22 protein-coding genes and 1 pseudogene are annotated in these 19,282 nt (G+C 57.0%); 11 read left to right on the top strand and 12 right to left on the bottom strand.

All coding sequences use genetic code 11. From position 1 onward, the window contains the following. The first annotated feature begins 69 nt into the window (after positions 1–69). From EXW94_RS16125 to EXW94_RS16115, 3 genes are read left to right on the top strand one after another with little or no spacing between them, the layout of a single operon-like run. Positions 70–684, top strand: coding sequence for a methylthioribulose 1-phosphate dehydratase (locus tag EXW94_RS16125; RefSeq protein WP_174340545.1), 615 nt, complete (start codon positions 70–72; stop codon positions 682–684). Beyond that, a complete protein-coding gene (mtnC, locus tag EXW94_RS16120) occupies positions 681–1,370 on the top strand; it encodes an acireductone synthase (protein ID WP_148401336.1) in 690 nt (229 codons plus the stop codon). The genes EXW94_RS16125 and mtnC overlap by 4 nt, the downstream gene beginning before the upstream one ends. Then, complete coding sequence (locus EXW94_RS16115) at positions 1,367–1,909, top strand: acireductone dioxygenase (protein WP_174340544.1); 543 nt, start codon at positions 1,367–1,369, stop codon at positions 1,907–1,909. Before mtnC ends, EXW94_RS16115 begins: the two co-directional genes overlap by 4 nt. A 63-nt stretch (positions 1,910–1,972) precedes the next feature. Here EXW94_RS16115 and EXW94_RS16110 read toward each other — a convergent pair whose 3' ends face one another. The 4 genes from EXW94_RS16110 to EXW94_RS16095 all read right to left on the bottom strand — a co-directional run bounded on the left by EXW94_RS16110 (position 1,973) and on the right by EXW94_RS16095 (position 4,308). Then, on the bottom strand, positions 1,973–2,458 hold the full coding sequence (locus EXW94_RS16110) for a hypothetical protein (RefSeq protein ID WP_174340543.1): 486 nt from the start codon (positions 2,456–2,458) through the stop codon (positions 1,973–1,975). Between the two features lie 24 nt (positions 2,459–2,482). Further along, a protein-coding gene (locus EXW94_RS16105) for an IS1 family transposase (RefSeq protein WP_174340542.1) occupies positions 2,483–3,177 on the bottom strand; the annotation gives its coding sequence in 2 pieces (ribosomal slippage) (positions 2,483–2,931 and positions 2,931–3,177; 696 coding nt in all). 52 nt (positions 3,178–3,229) lie between these two features. Next, positions 3,230–4,066, bottom strand: coding sequence for a DUF6602 domain-containing protein (locus EXW94_RS16100; protein ID WP_174340541.1), 837 nt, complete (start codon positions 4,064–4,066; stop codon positions 3,230–3,232). Positions 4,067–4,083: 17 nt separating this feature from the next. Then, positions 4,084–4,308 (bottom strand): helix-turn-helix domain-containing protein, encoded by a 225-nt coding sequence (locus EXW94_RS16095; RefSeq protein WP_063861184.1) that lies wholly within the window; start codon positions 4,306–4,308, stop codon positions 4,084–4,086. 106 nt (positions 4,309–4,414) lie between these two features. On the opposite strand from EXW94_RS16095, the gene EXW94_RS16090 reads away from it, so the two are divergent. After that, positions 4,415–4,687, top strand: coding sequence for a helix-turn-helix transcriptional regulator (locus tag EXW94_RS16090; RefSeq protein WP_109844974.1), 273 nt, complete (start codon positions 4,415–4,417; stop codon positions 4,685–4,687). Positions 4,688–4,722: 35 nt separating this feature from the next. On the opposite strand, the gene EXW94_RS16085 is transcribed toward EXW94_RS16090, so the two are convergent. After that, positions 4,723–5,202 (bottom strand): SRPBCC family protein, encoded by a 480-nt coding sequence (locus EXW94_RS16085; RefSeq protein WP_174340540.1) that lies wholly within the window; start codon positions 5,200–5,202, stop codon positions 4,723–4,725. Positions 5,203–5,244: 42 nt separating this feature from the next. Continuing rightward, positions 5,245–6,261: an S-methyl-5-thioribose-1-phosphate isomerase gene (mtnA, locus tag EXW94_RS16080; protein ID WP_174340539.1), complete on the bottom strand. Its 1,017-nt coding sequence runs from the start codon at positions 6,259–6,261 to the stop codon at positions 5,245–5,247. Positions 6,262–6,365: 104 nt separating this feature from the next. On the opposite strand from mtnA, the gene mtnK reads away from it, so the two are divergent. Continuing rightward, on the top strand, positions 6,366–7,565 hold the full coding sequence (gene mtnK / locus EXW94_RS16075; RefSeq protein ID WP_174340538.1) for an S-methyl-5-thioribose kinase: 1,200 nt from the start codon (positions 6,366–6,368) through the stop codon (positions 7,563–7,565). A 52-nt stretch (positions 7,566–7,617) separates the two neighbouring features. Here mtnK and EXW94_RS16070 read toward each other — a convergent pair whose 3' ends face one another. The 4 genes from EXW94_RS16070 to EXW94_RS16055 all read right to left on the bottom strand — a co-directional run bounded on the left by EXW94_RS16070 (position 7,618) and on the right by EXW94_RS16055 (position 12,521). Next, complete coding sequence (locus tag EXW94_RS16070; protein WP_174340537.1) at positions 7,618–8,859, bottom strand: LVIVD repeat-containing protein; 1,242 nt, start codon at positions 8,857–8,859, stop codon at positions 7,618–7,620. Positions 8,860–8,942: 83 nt separating this feature from the next. Continuing rightward, the gene (locus EXW94_RS16065) at positions 8,943–10,007 is read right to left on the bottom strand and encodes a sugar ABC transporter substrate-binding protein (protein ID WP_174340536.1); all 1,065 of its coding nucleotides are present in this window, start codon (positions 10,005–10,007) and stop codon (positions 8,943–8,945) included. Positions 10,008–10,026: 19 nt separating this feature from the next. Beyond that, positions 10,027–11,022, bottom strand: a complete 996-nt coding sequence (locus EXW94_RS16060) for an ABC transporter permease (protein ID WP_023334863.1) — start codon at positions 11,020–11,022, stop codon at positions 10,027–10,029. Further along, the gene (locus EXW94_RS16055) at positions 11,019–12,521 is read right to left on the bottom strand and encodes a sugar ABC transporter ATP-binding protein (RefSeq protein ID WP_174340535.1); all 1,503 of its coding nucleotides are present in this window, start codon (positions 12,519–12,521) and stop codon (positions 11,019–11,021) included. Before EXW94_RS16055 ends, EXW94_RS16060 begins: the two co-directional genes overlap by 4 nt. A gap of 159 nt (positions 12,522–12,680) precedes the next feature. Here EXW94_RS16055 and EXW94_RS16050 point away from each other — a divergent pair, with 159 nt between their 5' ends. The 4 genes from EXW94_RS16050 (at position 12,681) to EXW94_RS16035 (ending at position 15,435) form a co-directional block, all read left to right on the top strand. Next, positions 12,681–13,769, top strand: coding sequence for an oxidoreductase (locus EXW94_RS16050; RefSeq protein ID WP_174340534.1), 1,089 nt, complete (start codon positions 12,681–12,683; stop codon positions 13,767–13,769). 57 nt (positions 13,770–13,826) lie between these two features. Beyond that, entirely contained in the window at positions 13,827–14,570 is a 744-nt protein-coding gene (locus tag EXW94_RS16045) for an SDR family NAD(P)-dependent oxidoreductase (protein ID WP_120159123.1), read from the top strand. A 183-nt stretch (positions 14,571–14,753) separates the two neighbouring features. Continuing rightward, positions 14,754–15,059, top strand: coding sequence for a type II toxin-antitoxin system RelE/ParE family toxin (locus EXW94_RS16040; protein WP_174340533.1), 306 nt, complete (start codon positions 14,754–14,756; stop codon positions 15,057–15,059). Then, entirely contained in the window at positions 15,031–15,435 is a 405-nt protein-coding gene (locus EXW94_RS16035; RefSeq protein WP_174340532.1) for a helix-turn-helix domain-containing protein, read from the top strand. The genes EXW94_RS16040 and EXW94_RS16035 overlap by 29 nt, the downstream gene beginning before the upstream one ends. On the opposite strand, the gene EXW94_RS16030 is transcribed toward EXW94_RS16035, so the two are convergent. Together EXW94_RS16030 and cstA are read right to left on the bottom strand one after the other, a co-directional pair. Next, positions 15,432–15,629 (bottom strand): YbdD/YjiX family protein, encoded by a 198-nt coding sequence (locus tag EXW94_RS16030; RefSeq protein WP_006809671.1) that lies wholly within the window; start codon positions 15,627–15,629, stop codon positions 15,432–15,434. The genes EXW94_RS16035 and EXW94_RS16030 overlap by 4 nt on opposite strands. A gap of 59 nt (positions 15,630–15,688) precedes the next feature. Continuing rightward, positions 15,689–17,846, bottom strand: a pseudogene (gene cstA / locus EXW94_RS16025) (pyruvate/proton symporter CstA). Positions 17,847–18,114: 268 nt separating this feature from the next. On the opposite strand from cstA, the gene EXW94_RS16020 reads away from it, so the two are divergent. Then, a complete protein-coding gene (locus EXW94_RS16020; RefSeq protein ID WP_174340531.1) occupies positions 18,115–18,810 on the top strand; it encodes a nucleoside recognition domain-containing protein in 696 nt (231 codons plus the stop codon). Beyond that, the gene (locus EXW94_RS16015; RefSeq protein WP_174340530.1) at positions 18,807–19,271 is read left to right on the top strand and encodes a YjiG family protein; all 465 of its coding nucleotides are present in this window, start codon (positions 18,807–18,809) and stop codon (positions 19,269–19,271) included. The genes EXW94_RS16020 and EXW94_RS16015 overlap by 4 nt, the downstream gene beginning before the upstream one ends. The last annotated feature ends 11 nt before the right edge of the window (positions 19,272–19,282 follow it).

Raw genomic sequence — 19,282 nt, 5'->3', positions numbered from 1 at the left:
GTCTTTGGCAATCAAGACGCTTAGACGTCTATACCATATGAATATTCCTGGCCGCGAGGGTAAAAGGAAATGACATACAACCTGCAACTCATACATCTGGTCGACGCCTGCCGCTGGATTGGCGCCAAAGGCTGGGCACCCGCCACCGGCGGCAACATGTCGGTGCGTCAGGACGAACGCCTGTGCTGGCTCAGCGAATCCGGCAAAGACAAAGGCAGCCTGACGACGGAGGATTTTCTGCAGGTGGAGATCGCCACCAACCGCGCGCCGTCTGGTCGTAAGCCATCAGCCGAAACGGGGCTACACACCCTTATTTATCGCCTGTTCCCGGAGGCCAATGCCGTGCTGCACGTGCACACGGTCAACGCCACGGTACTGTCGCGCCTGGTGAAAGAGGCTGAACTGAATATTAGCGGCTTTGAGATGCAAAAATCCCTCACCGGACAGACCACGCATCTGGATACGGTTTCCATCCCGGTATTTGATAACGACCAGGACATCGATGCCCTCGCCTCGCGCATCGCCCATTACGCACAGGAACGCCCGCTTAATTATGGTTTTCTTCTGCGCGGTCATGGCTTAACCTGCTGGGGACGCGACGTGGCCGAAGCCCGCCGTCATCTGGAAGGACTGGAATTCCTGTTTGAATGTGAAATGCGTTTACGACAACTGGAGAGAGTATGATTCGCGCAATTGTGACGGATATTGAAGGCACCACCAGCGATATCCGTTTTGTCCATGATGTTTTGTTCCCCTATGCGCGTGAGCGGCTGGCGGCCTTCGTCACCGCGCAGCAGTACGCCGAGCCGGTCACATCCATTCTGGACAACCTGCGCGATGAAATCGGTCACCCGCACGCCAGCGTCAGCGAGCTTATCGATGCCCTGTTTGCCTTTATGGACGAAGATCGCAAATCCACGGCGCTCAAAGCCCTGCAGGGGATCATCTGGCACGACGGCTACGTGAACGGCGACTTTACCGGCCACCTCTACCCGGACGTCCTTCCTGCGCTGGAAAAGTGGAAAGCGCAAGGGATTGATCTCTATGTTTATTCCTCGGGCTCCGTCGCCGCGCAGAAACTGTTATTTGGCTACAGCGACGAAGGTGATATTACTCATCTGTTCAGCGGCTATTTTGACACCCACATCGGCGCCAAGCGCGAGGTGCAGTCTTATCAGAACATTGCGGCGCAAACGGGCATCGCCCCGTCGCAGATCCTGTTCCTGTCCGATATCCATCAGGAGCTGGACGCGGCTGAACGGGCAGGTTTTCGCACCCTGCAGCTGATTCGCGGCGATGATGACGGCGCAAGCCATCACCATCAGGTCCACCAGTTTGACGAGATTAATCCGGAGCAGATCCCTTCATGAGCGCATTGACCATTTATTCCGATAAAGACGCCAGCCAACACCAGTGGCACAGCACCGACGCCGCCGAAATTGCCCAACAGCTCAACGCCAAAGGCGTGCGGTTTGAACGTTGGGCTGCGGATCGCGATTTAGGCCACGATCCCGCGCCCGAAGCCGTGATCGAGGCGTATCAACATGCAATTGACAAACTGGTCGCAGAAAAGGGTTACCAGAGCTGGGACGTGATCAGCCTGCGCGCCGACAACCCGCAGAAAGAGGCGCTGCGCGCGAAGTTCCTGAACGAACACACCCACGGCGAAGACGAAGTGCGCTTCTTCGTAGAAGGCGCGGGGCTGTTCTGCCTGCATATTGGCGATGAGGTGTATCAGGTGCTGTGCGAGAAAAACGACCTGATTTCCGTGCCCGCGGGTACGCCACACTGGTTCGATATGGGTTCAGAGCCGAACTTTACGGCGATTCGTATTTTCGATAACCCGGAAGGCTGGGTGGCCCAGTTTACGGGCGATGCGATCGCGGATGCGTATCCGAAATTGAGTTGAGAATTGAATTAGTAATCCAGTCACCACTTACAAATTATGAGGGTGACTGGATTAGGTATACATTTATTCCATTATCATCAATTGCATATAGTTTTTTGAAATATCATATTTATCACACCAAACATCAAGATGCTCCCGACTTGACGACAGATAACAATTTTCATTATCATCCTCAACCATTATTAAAATAGGTGTTATTGGTCTAATATATTCCTCATCCCTTTTAAATAAAAATGTTTTCTCAAGCTTTAATAATAAAACGCTTTCTTCTTCATCATTATCTGCCGCAATACCTGCGAGAGCATTGATATCCAGGATTCCTCCATTGAACATCATTCTATAAAACACAGTCTGTATATCTTTATCAATGCGTTCAGGCTGCCATTCTTTAACAACTTCTCTGACTTTTAATTCACTTTCTTTCAACTCCACAGACTTATAAAGCCAACCAACTTCATTTCCTTTTTCTAATGGAATTGCATACAATAAAGGAGCCATATTCTCAATTTTGGAATCATCACCCCACGGCATTTTCACGTCAAAAAACATAGATATTTTTGGTAGCGCATCCAATTAGTAGAACATGTGTTTTTCGATAAACGCTCCGATCACTTTTTCGTGGATCTCAACTGAGCGTGAGAAGCAGATTGTTTTACGAGCCAATCGCTTAATGCGGGTGCGGAGCGTCAGGTTATTACGCTCAATGCGTTGGGTGAATATTTTGCCGGTCAGATGCTTATCCTTCGGCACCTCCCGGCCATAGCTGCCCCAGTCGTCGCTGGTGATCATGCCGATGTTGAATGGTGTAAGCAGTGCCAGTAGCTCCCGGCAAGTTTCATCGGTTCGAGGACCGAAAGTGTAGGCCAGTACACCGCCTGTTTTGGTGTTGTACGCGTACCAGAGCCAGTGCTGCCGGGCTTTACTGCCAACGAAGCTCCATTGCTCATCAAGTTCGCAGATAAGCGCCACATCAGCATGGGCAACAGGCGAAGACGTTATTCGCTTTGGCGCGAGTTTTTTAAAGTCCGGATGACGGTGTTAATGCCAATTTTCAGTGTTCTGGCGGTATCGCGAACCCCGGCACCATTGAAGGCCATTTCAGTGATCTGCTCTTTAATACCCGGCTTACGCGCTTCATAAGCATAAGTGAGCTGAAACACACGGTGGCAGTCACGGCAGCGAAATCTGTCATGGCCTTTAGGGTTCTGACCATGGCGGTAGACCTGTGCAGACTGACAACGGGGACAATGAACGTTAACGCTGGCCATGAGATAACCTCAAAAGCCCGTATTATACATCAGATTCAACTAATTAGATGCATCACCATATTTTTGACCAAATGATCTCTAACATAATTCTAGCAGAATTTTCTCTCATAGAGACAAGTGCTGCCCATTGTCTATCATGGCTGATACCTAAAAAAGGCATACCATTGGCTTTAACTATGCTTATATGATTAGAAATCACCAAAGTTGGTAGGCTTGGTACACCAAGCCCATTTCCAGAAACTTCGCCCTTATCAGTTAATATATCAAGAAATGCGTTTCTCATTCCTGCTTCAGTTGTATATCCACCATACCCATGGATAATACTACAAGGAGCAAGAGTTTCTTGTACTAACGAGTAAAACAAAATGCCATCTGATTTTGATAAAGAGTGAATATCACTATAACATGCAGGAGCATTCCTACCTGTTATTTGAGAAAAATGTTTACTTGCAACACTGATATCGGGTTCAAAATCTGGATCTTGAAATTTTGATTCAAAATACTCTGAATACTCATTCCTAATTATCCGAAGGTGATCAAAAGCATCGATGTAGTCACTTTTATTTAGCGTCTTCTTGACTTCAAAAATACAAAGAACTTGATCTATAGAATAAATATACTCAGATGTTCTTCCATATTGCTTCCCTTCGCCATGAACCAGCATTCCATCTATTTGTTGTTTTAATAACTTATCTCCTATAGAAATGAAACCTGAAACGACTTTAAGATTTAGCCCTTTAGGAATGATAAATTCCTGATCGATTCCTTGTTTGGTAATCTCTTCATAAGCAGAACCTAATGTTGGCATATGAGGCATGTCCATTTTACTAACTTCACGACTCTCAATTGCTATAAACTGCTCTAATAATTCCGAAGCTTTATCAAACATAAAAATACCCTAAATTATTAAATAGAATCTATCACATATGCTGGTTCTAACCCCACCAACCTCGCCAGATGCACAAATTCCACCACATCTAACCTGCGTTCACCGCTTTCCACTTTAGCAATAAACGATTGCGGTTTACCCAGAGCCTCAGCAAGCTGTGCCTGAGTAATCCCCTTCTCCTTACGCGCTTTCTTCAACGCATTGATAACACGCTGATATTCATCCGAGTAAACTGAGGCCATTGTTCCGATTCCATACAAATATCCTGAAATCGAATATCCTCTTATTGCGTATTTATCCCAAAACAGGATAATTAAGCACGTAACAAACACATGTAAGGAGGACACAATGCGTCATCAGAACTGGCATCCTGCCGATATCATCGCCGCACTAAAGAAACACGGAACAAGCCTGGCTGCGTTGTCCCGAAAGGCTGGCCTTTCCTCATCCACACTGGCAAACGCGCTTACCCGACCATGGCCCAAAGGTGAATTGCTTATCGCTCAGGCGCTAAACATTCCGCCCGATGTGATATGGCCGGAAAGATACTTTGATGAAAAGGGAGAGCCAATATTTCGTCAGATGAGGAATACCAAAAAGAGAAACCTATCTTCGACTTGATCAATGAATTCTCCCCCTCCCCCCAACCCTCTCCCTCAAGGGAGAGGGGGTCGAAGAGACTTCACATACCCCACTAGCTGATCCAGCACAATCCCCCACCCTTCGTGGAAGCCCATCTGCTCATGCTGTTCGCGAATTTCCTTCGTCGGATGACGCGCAATCGCCGTGTAGCGGGTTTTGCCCTCACCTACGTCTTCCAGCAGCAGGATCGCCGTCATAAACGGTTTCTCAGCCGGTTTCCAGTCTTCCCCGTAACCGTCGGTAAAGACCAGCTTTTTACCGGGATCGATTTCAAGGAAGACACCGCGGTTATCCATACGCTGACCGTCCACCTCAAACACGGTGTTGAACCGCCCGCCCACGCGCAGGTCGAGATCGCATTCGGTCACCTTATGGGGAGCAGGAATGAAGAAGTTTTTGATGTGTTCGGGCGTAGTCCAGCACAGCCACAGCAGGTCGCGCGGTGCGTCCACCACGCGCTCCAGTTTTAAGTCTGTTTCAGGATCGAGCCTCACGATATTGTCCTCTTAAGGGAAACCCTTAAAGGATAGCCGGACTCAGGCGAATTTCCCTTCCGCCACCTCTTGCGGCGTGACCACACCCGTATCCAGTACCCAGCCGCTAATCAGCGAGGCAGGCGTAACGTCAAAGGCCGGGTTATAGACCCGTGCATTTTCCGGTGCCCACTGTACCGCGCCAAAGCTTCCTGCCACGCCCGTGACTTCGCTGGCGGCACGCTGCTCGATGGGGATCGCGTTCCCGTTCGGGCAGTCCGGGTCGAGCGTGGTATGCGGCGCGGCGACGTAGAACGGAATTCCGTGGAATTTCGCCAGTACCGCCAGAGAGTAGGTACCAATTTTATTTGCCACATCGCCGTTGGCGGCAATACGGTCTGCGCCCACCCATACGGCGTCGACCTGCCCTTTCGCCATCAGGCTGGCGGCCATGGAATCGGTGATGAGCTGATACGGCACGCCCAGCTCGCCAAGCTCCCACGCGGTCAGTCTGCCGCCCTGCAGCAGCGGACGGGTTTCATCGACCCAGACGCTGCTGACGTTGCCGTCCTGATGCGCGCGGGCAATGACGCCGAGCGCGGTACCGACGCCCGCCGTTGCCAGCCCGCCGGTGTTGCAGTGGGTCAGCAGGCGGCTGCCGGGTTTTACCAGCGCGCTACCGGCTTTCGCAATCGCGTCGCAGAGCTGTTTATCTTCGTCAATCAGGCGCAGCGCCTCAGCCACCAGCGCCGGAACATAATCTTCCTGCCACAGCGCAATCTTCATGCGGTCGAGATTGTTCATCAGGTTCACCGCCGTCGGGCGGGAGGCGCGCAGGGTTTCCAGCGCCGCCGCCAGCTCGTCGCGGCTTTTGCCGTTTTCCGCCAGCAGCGCCAGCAGCAGGCTTGCAGAGAGACCAATCAGCGGCGCGCCGCGCACCCGCAGGGCATGAATGTGCCCAACCAGCGCCTCTACGGTCGAGGCGTCCAGCCAGCGTTTCTCCTGCGGAAGCGCCTGCTGGTCGAGAATAAAGAGCTGATTATCCGCCACCCGCAGGCTGGTCGTCTGTAATGTCTGCATGTCGTTAATTCCCTGTTGCGTTGATGTAGCACATTGTGTCAGGATGAAATCCAGATGTATAGACGTCCATATGTCTTTATTAGCAAACCCGTGAGGAACAGGCCATGTCGCAATACCGTACCTTTACCGCTCAGGACGCCGTGGAATATGCCAGGCAGTTTGGCGGCCTTGATGACCCATCATCGCTGGTGGAGGCGCAGGAGGTAGGCGACGGCAACCTCAATCTGGTCTTTAAAATTTTCGACGGCGCGGGCGTGAGCCGCATCATCGTTAAGCAGGCGCTGCCCTACGTGCGCTGCGTCGGGGAGTCCTGGCCGCTGACGCTGGACCGCGCCCGTCTTGAGGCGCAAACGCTGGTCGAGCACTACCAGCACAGCCCGCAGCACACCGTGAAAATCCACCATTTCGACCCGGAGCTGGCGGTAATGGTGATGGAAGATCTCTCCAGCCATCGCATCTGGCGCGGCGAGCTGATCAACAACATTTACTACCCGCAGGCGGCGCAGCAGCTGGGCGAATACCTCGCGCACGCGCTGTTCCACACCAGCGATTTCTACCTGCACCCGCACGCGAAAAAAGCGCAGGTGGCGAAATTCATCAACCCGGAGATGTGCGAGATCACCGAAGATCTGTTCTTCAACGATCCGTACCAGATCCACGAGCGCAACAGCTACCCGGCCGAGCTGGAAAACGACGTAGCGGCCCTGCGCGACGACGCCCAGCTGAAGATTGCCGTGGCCTCCCTGAAGCATCGCTTCTTCTCGCACGCCGAAGCGCTCCTGCACGGCGATATTCACAGCGGGTCAATCTTCGTGGCGGACGGCAGCCTGAAGGCCATCGACGCCGAGTTCGGCTATTTCGGGCCGATTGGCTTTGATATCGGCACCGCCATCGGCAACCTGCTGCTCAATTTCTGCGGCCTGCCGGGGCATCTGGGCATTCGCGATGCCGCCGCCGCGCGCGAACAGCGCCTGACCGATATTCAGGAACTCTGGAATACCTTTGCGGAACGCTTCCAGGCACTGGCAAACGAGAGAGCCCGTGACGCCGCGCTGAGCGCGCCGGGCTATGCCTCCGCGTTTCTGAAAAAGGTCTGGCACGATGCCATTGGCTTCTGCGGCACCGAGCTCATTCGCCGCAGCGTCGGGCTTTCCCACGTGGCGGATATCGACACCATTGCGGATGACGCCATGCGCCACGAATGCCTGCGCCACGCCATTACGCTCGGTAAAGCGCTGATCGTCATTGCCGACCGCATCGACAGCGCGGAAGAGCTGGTGGCACGGGTGCGGCAGTACAGCTGATTTTCTCCCTCTTCCTGTGGGAGAGGGCCGGGGTGAGGGCACCAAACCGCACTTACCCCAAATACTCAATCACCGATAACCCGCCGTTATAATCCGTGCTGTAAATAATCCCCTGCGCATCCACAAACACGTCGCACGACTGGATCACCTGCGGGCGATTGGGCCGCGTGTCCATCATCTTCTCCGGCGCGGCGGGCACCAGCGCCCCCGTTTCCACCGGTCGATACGGGTTCGAAATGTCATACGCACGCACGCCCGCGTTCTGATACGTCGCAAAAATCAGCGTTGAGCTGACAAAGCTCCCCGGCCGGTTCTCGTGCAGGTTGTGCGGGCCGAAATGCGCCCCTTTCGCCACGTAGTCGGTTTCATCCGGCTGTGGGAAGGTCGAGATGCTCACCGGGTTCGACGGCTCGCGGATATCAAACAGCCAGATCAGCTTTTCGCCGTCTTCCTGATTGTCGAGCACCGCCTCGTCCAGCACCACCAGCAAATCGCGATCCGGCAGCGGCAGCGCGGTGTGCGTCCCGCCGCCAAACGGCGGGCTCCAGTTGCGATGGCTAATCAGCTTCGGCTGGGTGCGGTCCTTCACGTCCAGCAGCGTCAGGCCGCCGTCGCGCCAGCTTCCGTAGGCGGTATCCCCGGCGATAATCGCGTGATGCAGCGCGTAGCGTTTCCCTTCCGGCCAGTTCGGCTTTTCCCCTTCGTCCTGGTTCATCCCCGGCAGCCACCAGCGCCCCGCCACTTCAGGCTTACGTGGGTCCGCAAGATCGATGGTCAGGAAGATGTAGTCGGTAAAGCCGTCGATCAGCGCCGAGACGTACGCCCAGCGCCCGCCGACGTACCAGATGCGGTGAATGCCGATGCCGCTCAGCGACAGAAAGCCGATTTCGCGCGGCTTATCCGGCGTGGAGATATCAAACACGCGCAGCCCGGCGCTCCAGCCTTTGTCCTGCACGTCGCTGACGGTCTCCCCCACCTGGCGGGTGTAGTAGACCTTCTCGTCGGCAAAGCGGGCATCGGCAAACAGATCCCGGGCGTTGATCACCAGCAGCAGGTCGTCATGCGCCTGCAGGTGCACGTTCCAGGTGCCGGGCGGCGCGGGCACGTAGCCCGCCGCTTTCGGGTTCTTCGGGTCGCGCACGTCGACAATCGAAAAGCCCTGCGACACCATATGGCCGATATAGGCGAAACCGCGGTGCACCATCAGCTGTACGCCGTCCGGACGACCGCCCTGGTCGCTATGGCCAATCAGCCGCATATTGCGGCTGTATTCGGGTTGAGGTAATGCAGACATGTATAAGTCCTTTCGCCGGATGGCGGCTACGCCTTATCCGGCCTACAACACCGTAGGCCCGGTAAGCGAAGCGCCACCGGGCATTATTTTGACCTGGCTTCCAGCGTCGCAAACCACGGCGCGATAAAATCTTCCGTCTGGCCCCAGCCCGGAATGATTTTGCCCAGAGACGCCACGTTCACCGGGCCCGGCTGGGCGGTCAGCAGCGCCTGCGGAATGGCCGCCGCTTTAAAATCGTAGGTTGCTGGCGTCGCTTCCCCGGCTATCTTGTTCGCTACCAGACGCACGTTCGTCGCGCCAATCAGCTTCGGATCCACCGCCACGCTCACCTTCCACGCGCTGCCCGGTTCGCGCATCAGCTGCAGATCCTGGTTGGAGATATCGATGCTGTAGAGCTTGATCTCGGTGCGGCCGTTCTCCTTCAGCGCCTTATACGCGCCCTGGCTGAAGGCGTCCCAGGTGCCCCAGATGGCGTCGATTTTGCCTTTCGGGTATTTCGCCAGGATCGCCCCCACCTTGTTGGCGGTATCACCCTGCACGTCAGACGAGACCGCGCCGATAGACTCCAGCTCTTTGATGTCCGGATACTGCTTTTGCAGTTCTTTATACGCCGCCTGACGACGCTCCATTGGCGGGAAGCCCGCCACCCACAGCTTGACGATATTGGCCTTGCCGTTGAAATCTTTCGCCAGCTGGCCGAAGGAGAGATTTGTCAGAGAGGCATCGTCCTGCTGGGTGACGGTCACGCCCGGGATCTCACCGTTAACGGCGGTATCAAATACCGAGACTTTGATCCCGGCATCCACCGCTTTCTTCACCAGCGCGGTGGAGTACGGATCGCGCCCCTGAGAGAGAATAATCCCGTCATATTTCTGGCTGATCGCCTGGTTCACGAAGTCCTGGAATTTGGCGTCGTCCCCGTTGCTTAAAAAGGTGCTGACCTTAAACCCGAGCTTTTTCCCTTCCTGAATTGCTCCGGCAATAAACTGCGTGGTGTTGTCGTCTGAGCCAAGGTTACGGATCACCGCGATGCGGATCGGGCCGTCATGGTTGGCAATGGCGGCCGGAAGCGGCGCGGGCGTAGCCGCGAAGCCAGGCAGAGCCGTGAGCAACCCAAGTGCCACTAAAGAGAGTGCAATCTTTTTCATTTTTTATCCCGTTGTGTTGTCAGCGTTTTTGTATGTAGGTAATCGCCAGTGCCACCGCGAGCACCAGCCCTTTTATAATGTCCATGGCGTAATACGGCACGGAGAGCATCACCAGCCCGTTCGACAGCACGCCGAGAATGACCGCCCCGACCAAGGTTCCCAGCGCATTCGGCTTGCCGGATCCGGCCAGCGAGAAGCCAATCCACGCCGCCGCCACCGCGTCCATCAGGTATCCGCCACCCGCATTCACCTGCGAGGAGCCAATGCGCGAAGCCAGCAAAATCCCACCCAGTCCCGCCAGCAGCGAGGCGATCACGTAGGCCGCCACCTTGTAGCGCGTGGTGCGAATGCCGGAGAGACGCGCGGCTTCGGGGTTGCCGCCGATGGCGTACATCCGGCGTCCGTGAGTGGTCAACGACAGCCCCAGCTGCGCAAGGACGGTCACCACCAGCATGACGATCACAATCGTCGGCACCTGCCCCAGCAGGCTGAACGCCGCCGGAATGGTTCCTTCCGCCATGTCGCCGCTCGGCAGCACCATGTTCTCGGTAATCGACCCGCCGTAGCTGTAGGTCATTGCCACGCCCTGGATCACAAACAGGCTGGCAAGCGTCGCGAGCATGTCCGGAATACGCAGAATGACGATCAGAAAAGCGTTAAACAGCCCCACCAGCGTGCAGAGCGCAAGGGTTATAAGAATCGACTCGGTGGTACCAAAGCCGTGCCAGACGAAAAGGGAAATCACCAGCGCGTTCGCCAGCGAGGCGGTGGATCCAACGGAGAGATCGAACCCGCCGATGGTCAATGAAATCGACACGCCAATGGCAATCACCGTCACGATGGCAATCGAGCGCAGAATATTGATGATGTTGTTCGGATCGAGGAAGCTGTCCGACGCCAGGCCAAAGACGGCCACCAGCGCGACGACGGTCAACAGCATGCCCCACCTGTAGAGAAAATCGAAAATCTGCTGGCGGCCAGACGCCGCCGCGTTCACTGAAAGGGCCTTGCTCACGACGCCGTTCCTCCGGTTGAATAATAAAGTAGTGTCTCTTCGCGGGCCTCGGCCCCGGCGATTTCCGCCACGATGCGCCCGTCCCACAGCACGCATATGCGGTCGCACAGCCCGACCAGCTCGGCAAATTCGCCCGAGGCGTAAATCACCCCTTTGCCCTCGCGCGCCAGGCCGTCAATCAGCTGGAACAGGTCGGTTTTGGCCTTCACGTCCACGCCTTTGGTCGGCTCGTCGAATATCAGCACGCTGGCGTCATTGCGCAGCCATTTGCCGATGGCGACCTTCTGCTGGTTGCCGCCGGACAGACGGCGCAGGATCTGCCCCGGCCCGCGCGCCCGAACGCCGACGCGGGCAATCACCTCTTCCGCCCAGCGCCACGCCTGACGATGGCCAAACAGGCTCCAGCGCGAAAAGCTGTTATCGGCACACACGGCAAGGTTCATGCTCACCGGCTCGTCGATAAAAATGCCCTCTTTGCGGCGCTCCTCCGGCACCAGCGCCAGCCCGCGCAGCACGGAGTCGGCCGGGTCGCGCGGCTGCCAGGATTGATGATTCAACTCTCCGTTTGCCACGCGGCTTTTGCTGGCACCAAACAGCGCCTTGCAGAGTTCGGTTTTCCCTGCGCCCGCCAGCCCGGCGATGCCGAGGATTTCGCCTTTGCGCAGGTGCAGGGAGATATCTTTCAGCAGCGCGTCATCGTGAAGCCCCTCAACGCGCAGCAGCGTTTCGTCGCCGTGCGGTGGCCGCGCGGGCGGGTAGATATCGCTTAGCACGTGTCCGAGCATCTTCTCGACGATCGCTTCGCCGCTCAGATCGGCCATCGGGCCGGACTCGATCAGCTTGCCGTCGCGGAGCACCGTTAAGGTGTCGCAGATGGCCTTCAGCTCGTGAATGCGGTGGGAGATAAACACCACGCCGATGCCCTGCTGCTTTAAACGTCTCACCACCGCAAACAGGCGCTCGCTCTCGTGCGCGTCCAGCGGCGCGGTGGGTTCATCAAGAATCAAAAAACGGCAGTGGTGGGACAGCGCCCGCGCCAGCAAAATCTGCTGCTTTTCGGCCAGCGAACAGCCGTCGATGGAACGGCGAACGTCCAGCGTCACGTCGAGCTGCGCCAGCGCCTGTCTCGCCTGCTGGCGGGTCGCGCGCCAGTTGAAGCGATGCCCCGGCAGCGCCAGCTGGTCGAGCATGATGTTTTCGGCGATGCTCAACCCCGGGATCAGCGCTACGTCCACCTCCTGCTGCACGAGGTGGATCCCCAGCCGTTTGGCATCAAGCGGTTCGCGGATCGTCACCGGCTGGTTGTTAATGCTGATCTCACCCTCATAGTGGTTGTGCGTGCCGCACAGCACCGCCATCAGGGTCGATTTCCCCGCACCGTTGGCACCAGTTAGCGCATGTACGGATCCGCCGGTTAAGGTGAAATTCACGCGCGACAGCGCCTGAAAGCCGGAAAAGGCCAGGCTGATACCGCGCATCTCAAGGCGACTGGAAACCATCCGCGTAAATCCTTCATTACTCTTCTGATTTATCGAATTTTTCACAGCTCCGGTTGACTGACAACGACGGAAAAGGCATAAGATAAAGCGAAATATTATTAGCCATCCGGATGTCCAGACATAACATCGGGTTAGCGCTTGCTAAAAAAGGACAACACCATGAGCAACACTGATATCCGCGTCGTGCCTGGCCCGGCGAACTACTTCTCTCACCCCGGAAGCCTTGCGCAGCTGGAAAATTTCTTTACCCCGGAACAGCTTTCCCGCGCGGTGTGGATCTACGGCGAGCGCGCTATCGAAGGCGCGCGTCCTTTCCTGCCGGAGAGCTTTAACGCGCCGGGCGCGAAGCACCTGCTGTTTAAGGGCCACTGCAGCGAGCGCGACGTCAGCCATCTGGTGAATGAATCCGGCAGCGATGCCAGCGTGGTGATTGGCGTCGGCGGCGGCGCGGTGATAGATACCGTGAAGGCCGTGGCGCGCCGCTTAGGGGTGCCGTTCGTGGGCATCCCCACCATTGCCGCCACCTGCGCGGCGTGGACTCCGCTCTCCGTCTGGTACAACGATGCCGGTCAGGCGCTGCATTTTGAGATCTTCGACGACGCCAACTTCCTGGTACTGGTGGAGCCGCAGATCGTCCTTAACGCCCCGGCGGAATATCTGCTGGCGGGCATCGGCGATACGCTGGCGAAGTGGTACGAAGCGGTAGTGCTCGCCCCACAGCCTGAAAACCTGCCGCTGACCGTGCGGCTCGGCATCAACGGCGCGCTGGCGATACGCGACGTGCTGCTGGAGCACAGCGAGGAAGCGCTGGCTGACCAGCAGCGCGGCGAACAAACCCAGGCGTTCAGGAACGTGGTGGATGCGATTATTGCCGGCGGCGGGATGGTCGGCGGTCTGGGCGAACGCTATACCCGCGTGGCGGCAGCACATGCGGTACACAACGGCTTAACTGTGCTGCCGCAGACGGAAAAATACCTGCACGGCACCAAGGTAGCCTACGGGATTCTGGTGCAGAGCGCCCTGCTCGGCCAGGACGACGTGCTGGCGCAGCTGGTGACGGCGTACCGGCGTTTTAACCTGCCGACCACGCTTCGCGCGCTGGACGTCGACATCAATAACCGCGACGAACTGGATCAGGTCATTGCCCACACCCTGCGCCCGGTGGAGTCGATTCACTATCTGCCGGTTGCGCTAACGCCTGACGTTCTGCGCGCCGCGTTTGAGAAAGTAGAATCCTTCAGCCGTTAATCGCGCCGACAGGCTATACCTAATGATGATTCTTTCTACTCTTGCAACGAGGTCATCATGCAGATCGATTTAACAGGTAAAAAGGCGCTGGTTACCGGTGCCAGCCGCGGGTTGGGTCGGGCAATTGCACTCTCGCTGGCGCGCGCCGGTGCAGATGTGATTATTACGTATGAAAAATCGGCCGATAAAGCCCAGGCGGTCGCCGATGAGATTAAGGCGCTGGGACGACACAGCGAAGCCGTGCAGGCGGACAGCGCTAGCGCGCAGGCGATTCAGGATGCCGTCACCCATGCGGCGCGCTCCCTTGGCGGTCTGGACATTCTGGTTAACAACGCGGGTATCGCGCGCGGCGGCCCGCTGGAGTCCATGACGCTGGCGGACATTGACGCCCTTATCAACGTCAACATCCGCGGCGTGGTGATCGCCATTCAGGAAGCGCTGGTGCATATGTCCGACGGCGGGCGCATCATCAACATCGGCAGCTGTCTGGCAAACCGCGTGGCGCAGCCGGGTATCGCCGTCTACTCGATGACCAAATCGGCCCTCAACTCCCTCACCCGCGGGCTGGCCCGTGATTTAGGGCCGCGCGGCATTACCGTTAATCTGGTCCACCCCGGCCCCACCAACAGCGATATGAACCCGGAGGACGGGGACCAGGCTGACTCTCAGCGTCAGCTTATTGCATTGGGCCACTACGGTCAGCCGGAAGACGTCGCAGCGGCGGTCACGTTTCTTGCCAGCCCGGCTGCCGGGCAGATCTCCGGTACCGGCCTGGACGTGGACGGCGGTTTGAACGCCTGATCGCATTTTTCCTGCAAGCCTCTGTCGCCCGACAGAGGCCTTCTCGAGCGCTCTCGACGGTTCGCATTTTGCCGCTTTCTCCCGTTTTTTCGCCGCTCTACAGTACCCCATTAGAAATTCGGAATTTATCTAATAGCCTTATTATTTCCTTATATTTTGTGTGGGCGTACAGTGGAGGTACGGATGAAGATTGTCTGGTCCAATGGTGCAAAGAAGGCGTTTTCAAAGATTGACGAGCGGTATCAGCGTCGCATTGAGGTAAAGCTCTCCGAGCTGGATGACCGCGCGGCTCCCCGGCCCGATATCAAAAAAATATCGACGACAGAAAATCATTTCCGGCTTCGCGTAGGCGATTACCGCATCGTCTATACGCTTCGGGACGATCCCAATGACCATTGTTATGTTTTGGCCGTCAAGCGCAGAACTTCAACGACTTACCTGCATGAGGAGAGTGCCAACTATGGCTGTACAGCTAATCAAGGACGATAACGGGAAAACGCAGTACGTCGTTATTCCCTATCACGAATATTTTCGTATGCTCTTACAGATGGCAGAAATTGACAACGAAACCGACGACGATCTGGAGGATATTGAGGTCGAACACGATAGTCTGGATGACGTGGAATTGCCGGGAGAAGTGTGCAGCATCATGACCTGGCAGAACGTCAGCCTGCAGGCCGCATGGCGCATCCTGCGCGGCATGTCCCAGCAGGAAGTGGCGGAGAAACTCGGCATCAGCCAGTCCGCCGTGTCACAACTGGAAGCGCTGGACTCTCGCCCACAAAAGCGCACCCGTGAAAAACTGGCAGCCATTTACGGCTGCAAGCAGGAGCAAATCAGCCTCTATTTACCGAAAGAGGGTTAACAGCACTTCGCCCCGCCCTTGCCGCCGTAGCGGGCGTCCTGACGGTCGCGGAAAAATTCTTCGTAGGTCATGGGCGTCTGGTCCGGATGGTTGACGCGCATATGCTCGACGTAGTTGTCGTAGTCCGGCACGCCAATCATCATTTTGGCGGCCTGGCCCAGGTATTTACCTGCTTTGGAGAGGGTGTCGAACATAATTTTGGTCTCACAGGAAATATAGGCCGGGTAAGCGCTAGCGCCCCCCGGCTCACAGGTTAATGCGCCCCTTTGGCCTGGGTGACAATCTCTTCCAGGTTTTCAGGCATCGGCTCGTACGGCGTCTCTTTCGCCGTTGGCTTGTCGACTTTCAACGCCGCCAGCGCGGTTTTGAGAGAATACAACGCCAGCACCACGACCACCACCATAAAGAAGATAGTCAGCCCGGCGTCCAGACGGTTGTTAAACACCAGTTGCGACAGCTGCGACTCGGTGTACTGCGCCGGGATCTTACCGCTGTCGATCATCGCCTGGAACTTGTTGGCGATCGCCAGGAAGCCCACCTTGTTGTCCGGGCTGAAGGCTTTCTGCCAGCCTGCCGTCAGGGTACAAATCAGCAGCCATGCGGTTGGCACTAACGCCACCCACGCATAACGCTGGCGCTTCATCTTGAACAGCACCACCGCGCAGAGCATCAGCGCCATGCCCGCCAGCATCTGGTTGGCGATACCAAACAGCGGCCACAGGGTGTTAATCCCACCCAGCGGGTCGACCACGCCCTGGTGCAGGAAGTAGCCCCACGCCAGCACGCACAGCGCCGTCGCCAGCAGGTTAGCCGGGAGCGAATCGGTACGCTTCAGGTTTGGGGAGATCACCCCAGCAGGTCCACCCCCTCCCCCGTCGTCCTACGACTCGTCCTCGTGATCACCCCAGCAGGTCCTGGAGCATAAAGCGCGCCGCACGGGTTCCTGCGTCCACCGCCGTCAGGATAAACAGCGCCTCGAACAGGATGGCGAAGTGATACCAGAAGGAGACGTCCATCAGCCCGCCCAGCGCGCCGTGCAGGATGTAGGCCATCCCCACCGCCAGCGTCGGCGCACCGCCCGCACGGGAGATGATCGACTGCTCGCCCACCTCATTAGCAATATGCGTTAGCGTTTCAGGGGTAATGGCAAAGCCCCAGCCGCTCACCACCTGTGCAGCGGATGCCACCACGTCAACGGTTCCGGCAGGTGCCAGCACCGCCATCGGGCTGTTCATCGCGAAGTACACGCCCGGATCGATAATGCAGGCCGAGACCAGCGCCATGATGGCGACGAAGGACTCCATCAGCATGCCGCCGTAGCCAATCAGGCAGGCCTGATTTTCATTCGCCAGCATCTTCGGCGTGGTGCCGGAGGCAATCAGCGCGTGGAAGCCAGACACCGCACCGCAGGCGATGGTGATAAACAGGAACGGGAACAGGTTACCGGTCCAGACCGGGCCGGTGCCGTCAATAAATTTGGTCAGCGCAGGCATGGTCAGGGTCGGACGCATAATCAAAATGCCGATGGCCAGCCCGACGATGGTGCCGATTTTCAGGAAGGTAGAGAGGTAGTCACGCGGGGCAAGCAGCAGCCACACCGGCAGCACCGCCGCCACAAAGCCGTAGCCCACCAGCATCCAGGTCAGCTGTACGCCGGTAAAGTCGAAGAACGGTGCCCAGGTCGGGCTTTCCGCCACCCAGCCGCCGGAGATAATGGCGAACACCAGGAACACCAGACCAATCACCGACACTTCACCAATGCGCCCCGGGCGCAGATAGCGAATGTAGATCCCCATAAACAGCGCCAGCGGAATGGTGAAGGCAACGGTATAGGTTCCCCACGGGCTGTGGGTCAGCGCTTTCACCACGATCATCGCCAGCACCGCGAGGATGATCACCATGATCATAAAGGTCGCCACCAGCGCAATCACCCCGGCGGTTGCCCCCATCTCCTCTTTCACCAGCTCGCCCAGCGAACGACCGTCGCGGCGGGTGGAGACGAACAGCACCATAAAGTCCTGCACCGCCCCCGCCAGCACCACGCCCGCGAGGATCCAGATCATCCCCGGCAGGTAGCCCATCTGCGCCGCCAGCACCGGCCCCACCAGCGGGCCCGCGCCGGCAATCGCCGCGAAGTGGTGGCCAAACAGCACCTTTTTGTCGGTCGGCACGTAGTCCAGCCCGTCGTTATGGCGGACGGCAGGCGTCATGCGCGTCGCATCAACCCCTAATACGTTCTTCGCGATATAGCGGCCATAAAAACGGTACGCGATCAGATAAATGCAGACGGAGGCGACGACGATCCAGAGCGCATTGATCTGTTCCCCCCGGTTGAGGGCGATATAGCCCAGGGCAAAGGCTCCCACAACGGAGAGCCCTGCCCATGTAAGGTATTTCCCTGAGTTGTTCATAGTGGTTATCCGTTGTTGTGAAACAGTGAGATGTTACATTTTGTTTCTAGAACAACCGGAAAAATTTAACAACTTTGAAACGCAATAATGCGTGGTCAAACCAGACATTTACACCACATTGTTAAGCCGATCACTTTCGTGACGTCCTCGGTCACACTTTTGCCTTTTTCATCCCTGCGCCGCCTTACGGAATGATTTGTATCATTTTTTTTGTTCATAACCTCGCCAGAATGATCCTGCGCAATCGCGTACATACAAGGAAAAGGATATGAACAGTTCTGTACCTCAGGATCATAAGGTCGGGCCGGGCGCGTACTTCGCCCTGGCGTTTGCAGCCGTTTTCTTCTCCGGCCTGTTAGGCGGAAAAGAGTGGTACGGCGTCTTTGATTTCACCACCCTCAACGGCGCGTTTGGCAAAGTGGTCAGTAAAGCCAGTCTGGATGACGGTACGTTAACCACAGCCAGCAGCGCCTTTCGCGGCACCGGCGGCAGCGGCGCGATGGACGGGTTTCTCTTCGCGCTCGGTTTAATTCCCGCGGTGATGTTCGCGCTGGGGATGATCAACGTGCTGGAACACTATGGCGCGCTGCGTGCCGCCCGCAAACTCTTAACCCCTCTGCTGCGCCCGCTACTGGGCATTCCCGGCACCACCGGGCTGGCGCTGATTGGCAGCCTGCAAAGCACCGACGTGGGCGCGTCGCTTACCCGTAATCTGTCAGACGAAGGGCAAATCAGCGAAAAAGAGAAAGACGTTTTCGCCATGTTCCAGTTCTCCGCCGGGGCGATGATCACCAACTTTTTCTCTTCCGGGGCGATCCTCTTCACGCTGGTCGCCGTTGACGGCACGGCGGCGGTTCCCACGTCCATCGGAGCCTGTATCGCCGTCATGTTCATCATAAAAATCGTGGGCGCAAATCTGCTGAGATTGATCCTGTCCTTCACCCGTAAAGGAGACGCCGCATGACTGCCCCACAGTCTAACCCCGTCATTACCGATGTCTTCGTCGAAGGCGCGCGCAAAGGCTGGAGCATTGCCACCAGCAGCACCCTGCCCAACGTGGTGATGGCGTTTATCATCATCAAAGCGCTGGAAATTACCGGTGCCCTGAAAGGGCTGGGCATGATCTTCGCCCCGTTAATGGGCCTGTTCGGCCTGCCAGGTGAGGCCGCCGCGGTACTGATTGGCGGCTGGATGTCGATGGGCGGCGGGATAGGCGTCGCCATTGGCCTGTTTGATAAAGGCATTATCACTGGCGAGCATCTGGCGATCCTGGCACCCGCCATCTACCTGATGGGCTCGCAGGTGCAGTATCTGGGCCGCATTCTGGGCGTGATCGGCACCCGCGCTAAACGTATCCCGCTGATGATCGCCATCTCGGTCGTCAACGCGTTTTTAGCCATGCTGCTGATGCGCATTATTCTCTGAACAGGACGTGA

Origin of the sequence: Enterobacter sp. JMULE2, assembly GCF_013337145.1 — a bacterium.
GTDB lineage: Bacteria > Pseudomonadota > Gammaproteobacteria > Enterobacterales > Enterobacteriaceae > Enterobacter > Enterobacter mori.
The sequence above is the reverse complement of the archived record's forward strand: the minus strand, read 5'-3'. Positions and strand labels throughout refer to the sequence as shown.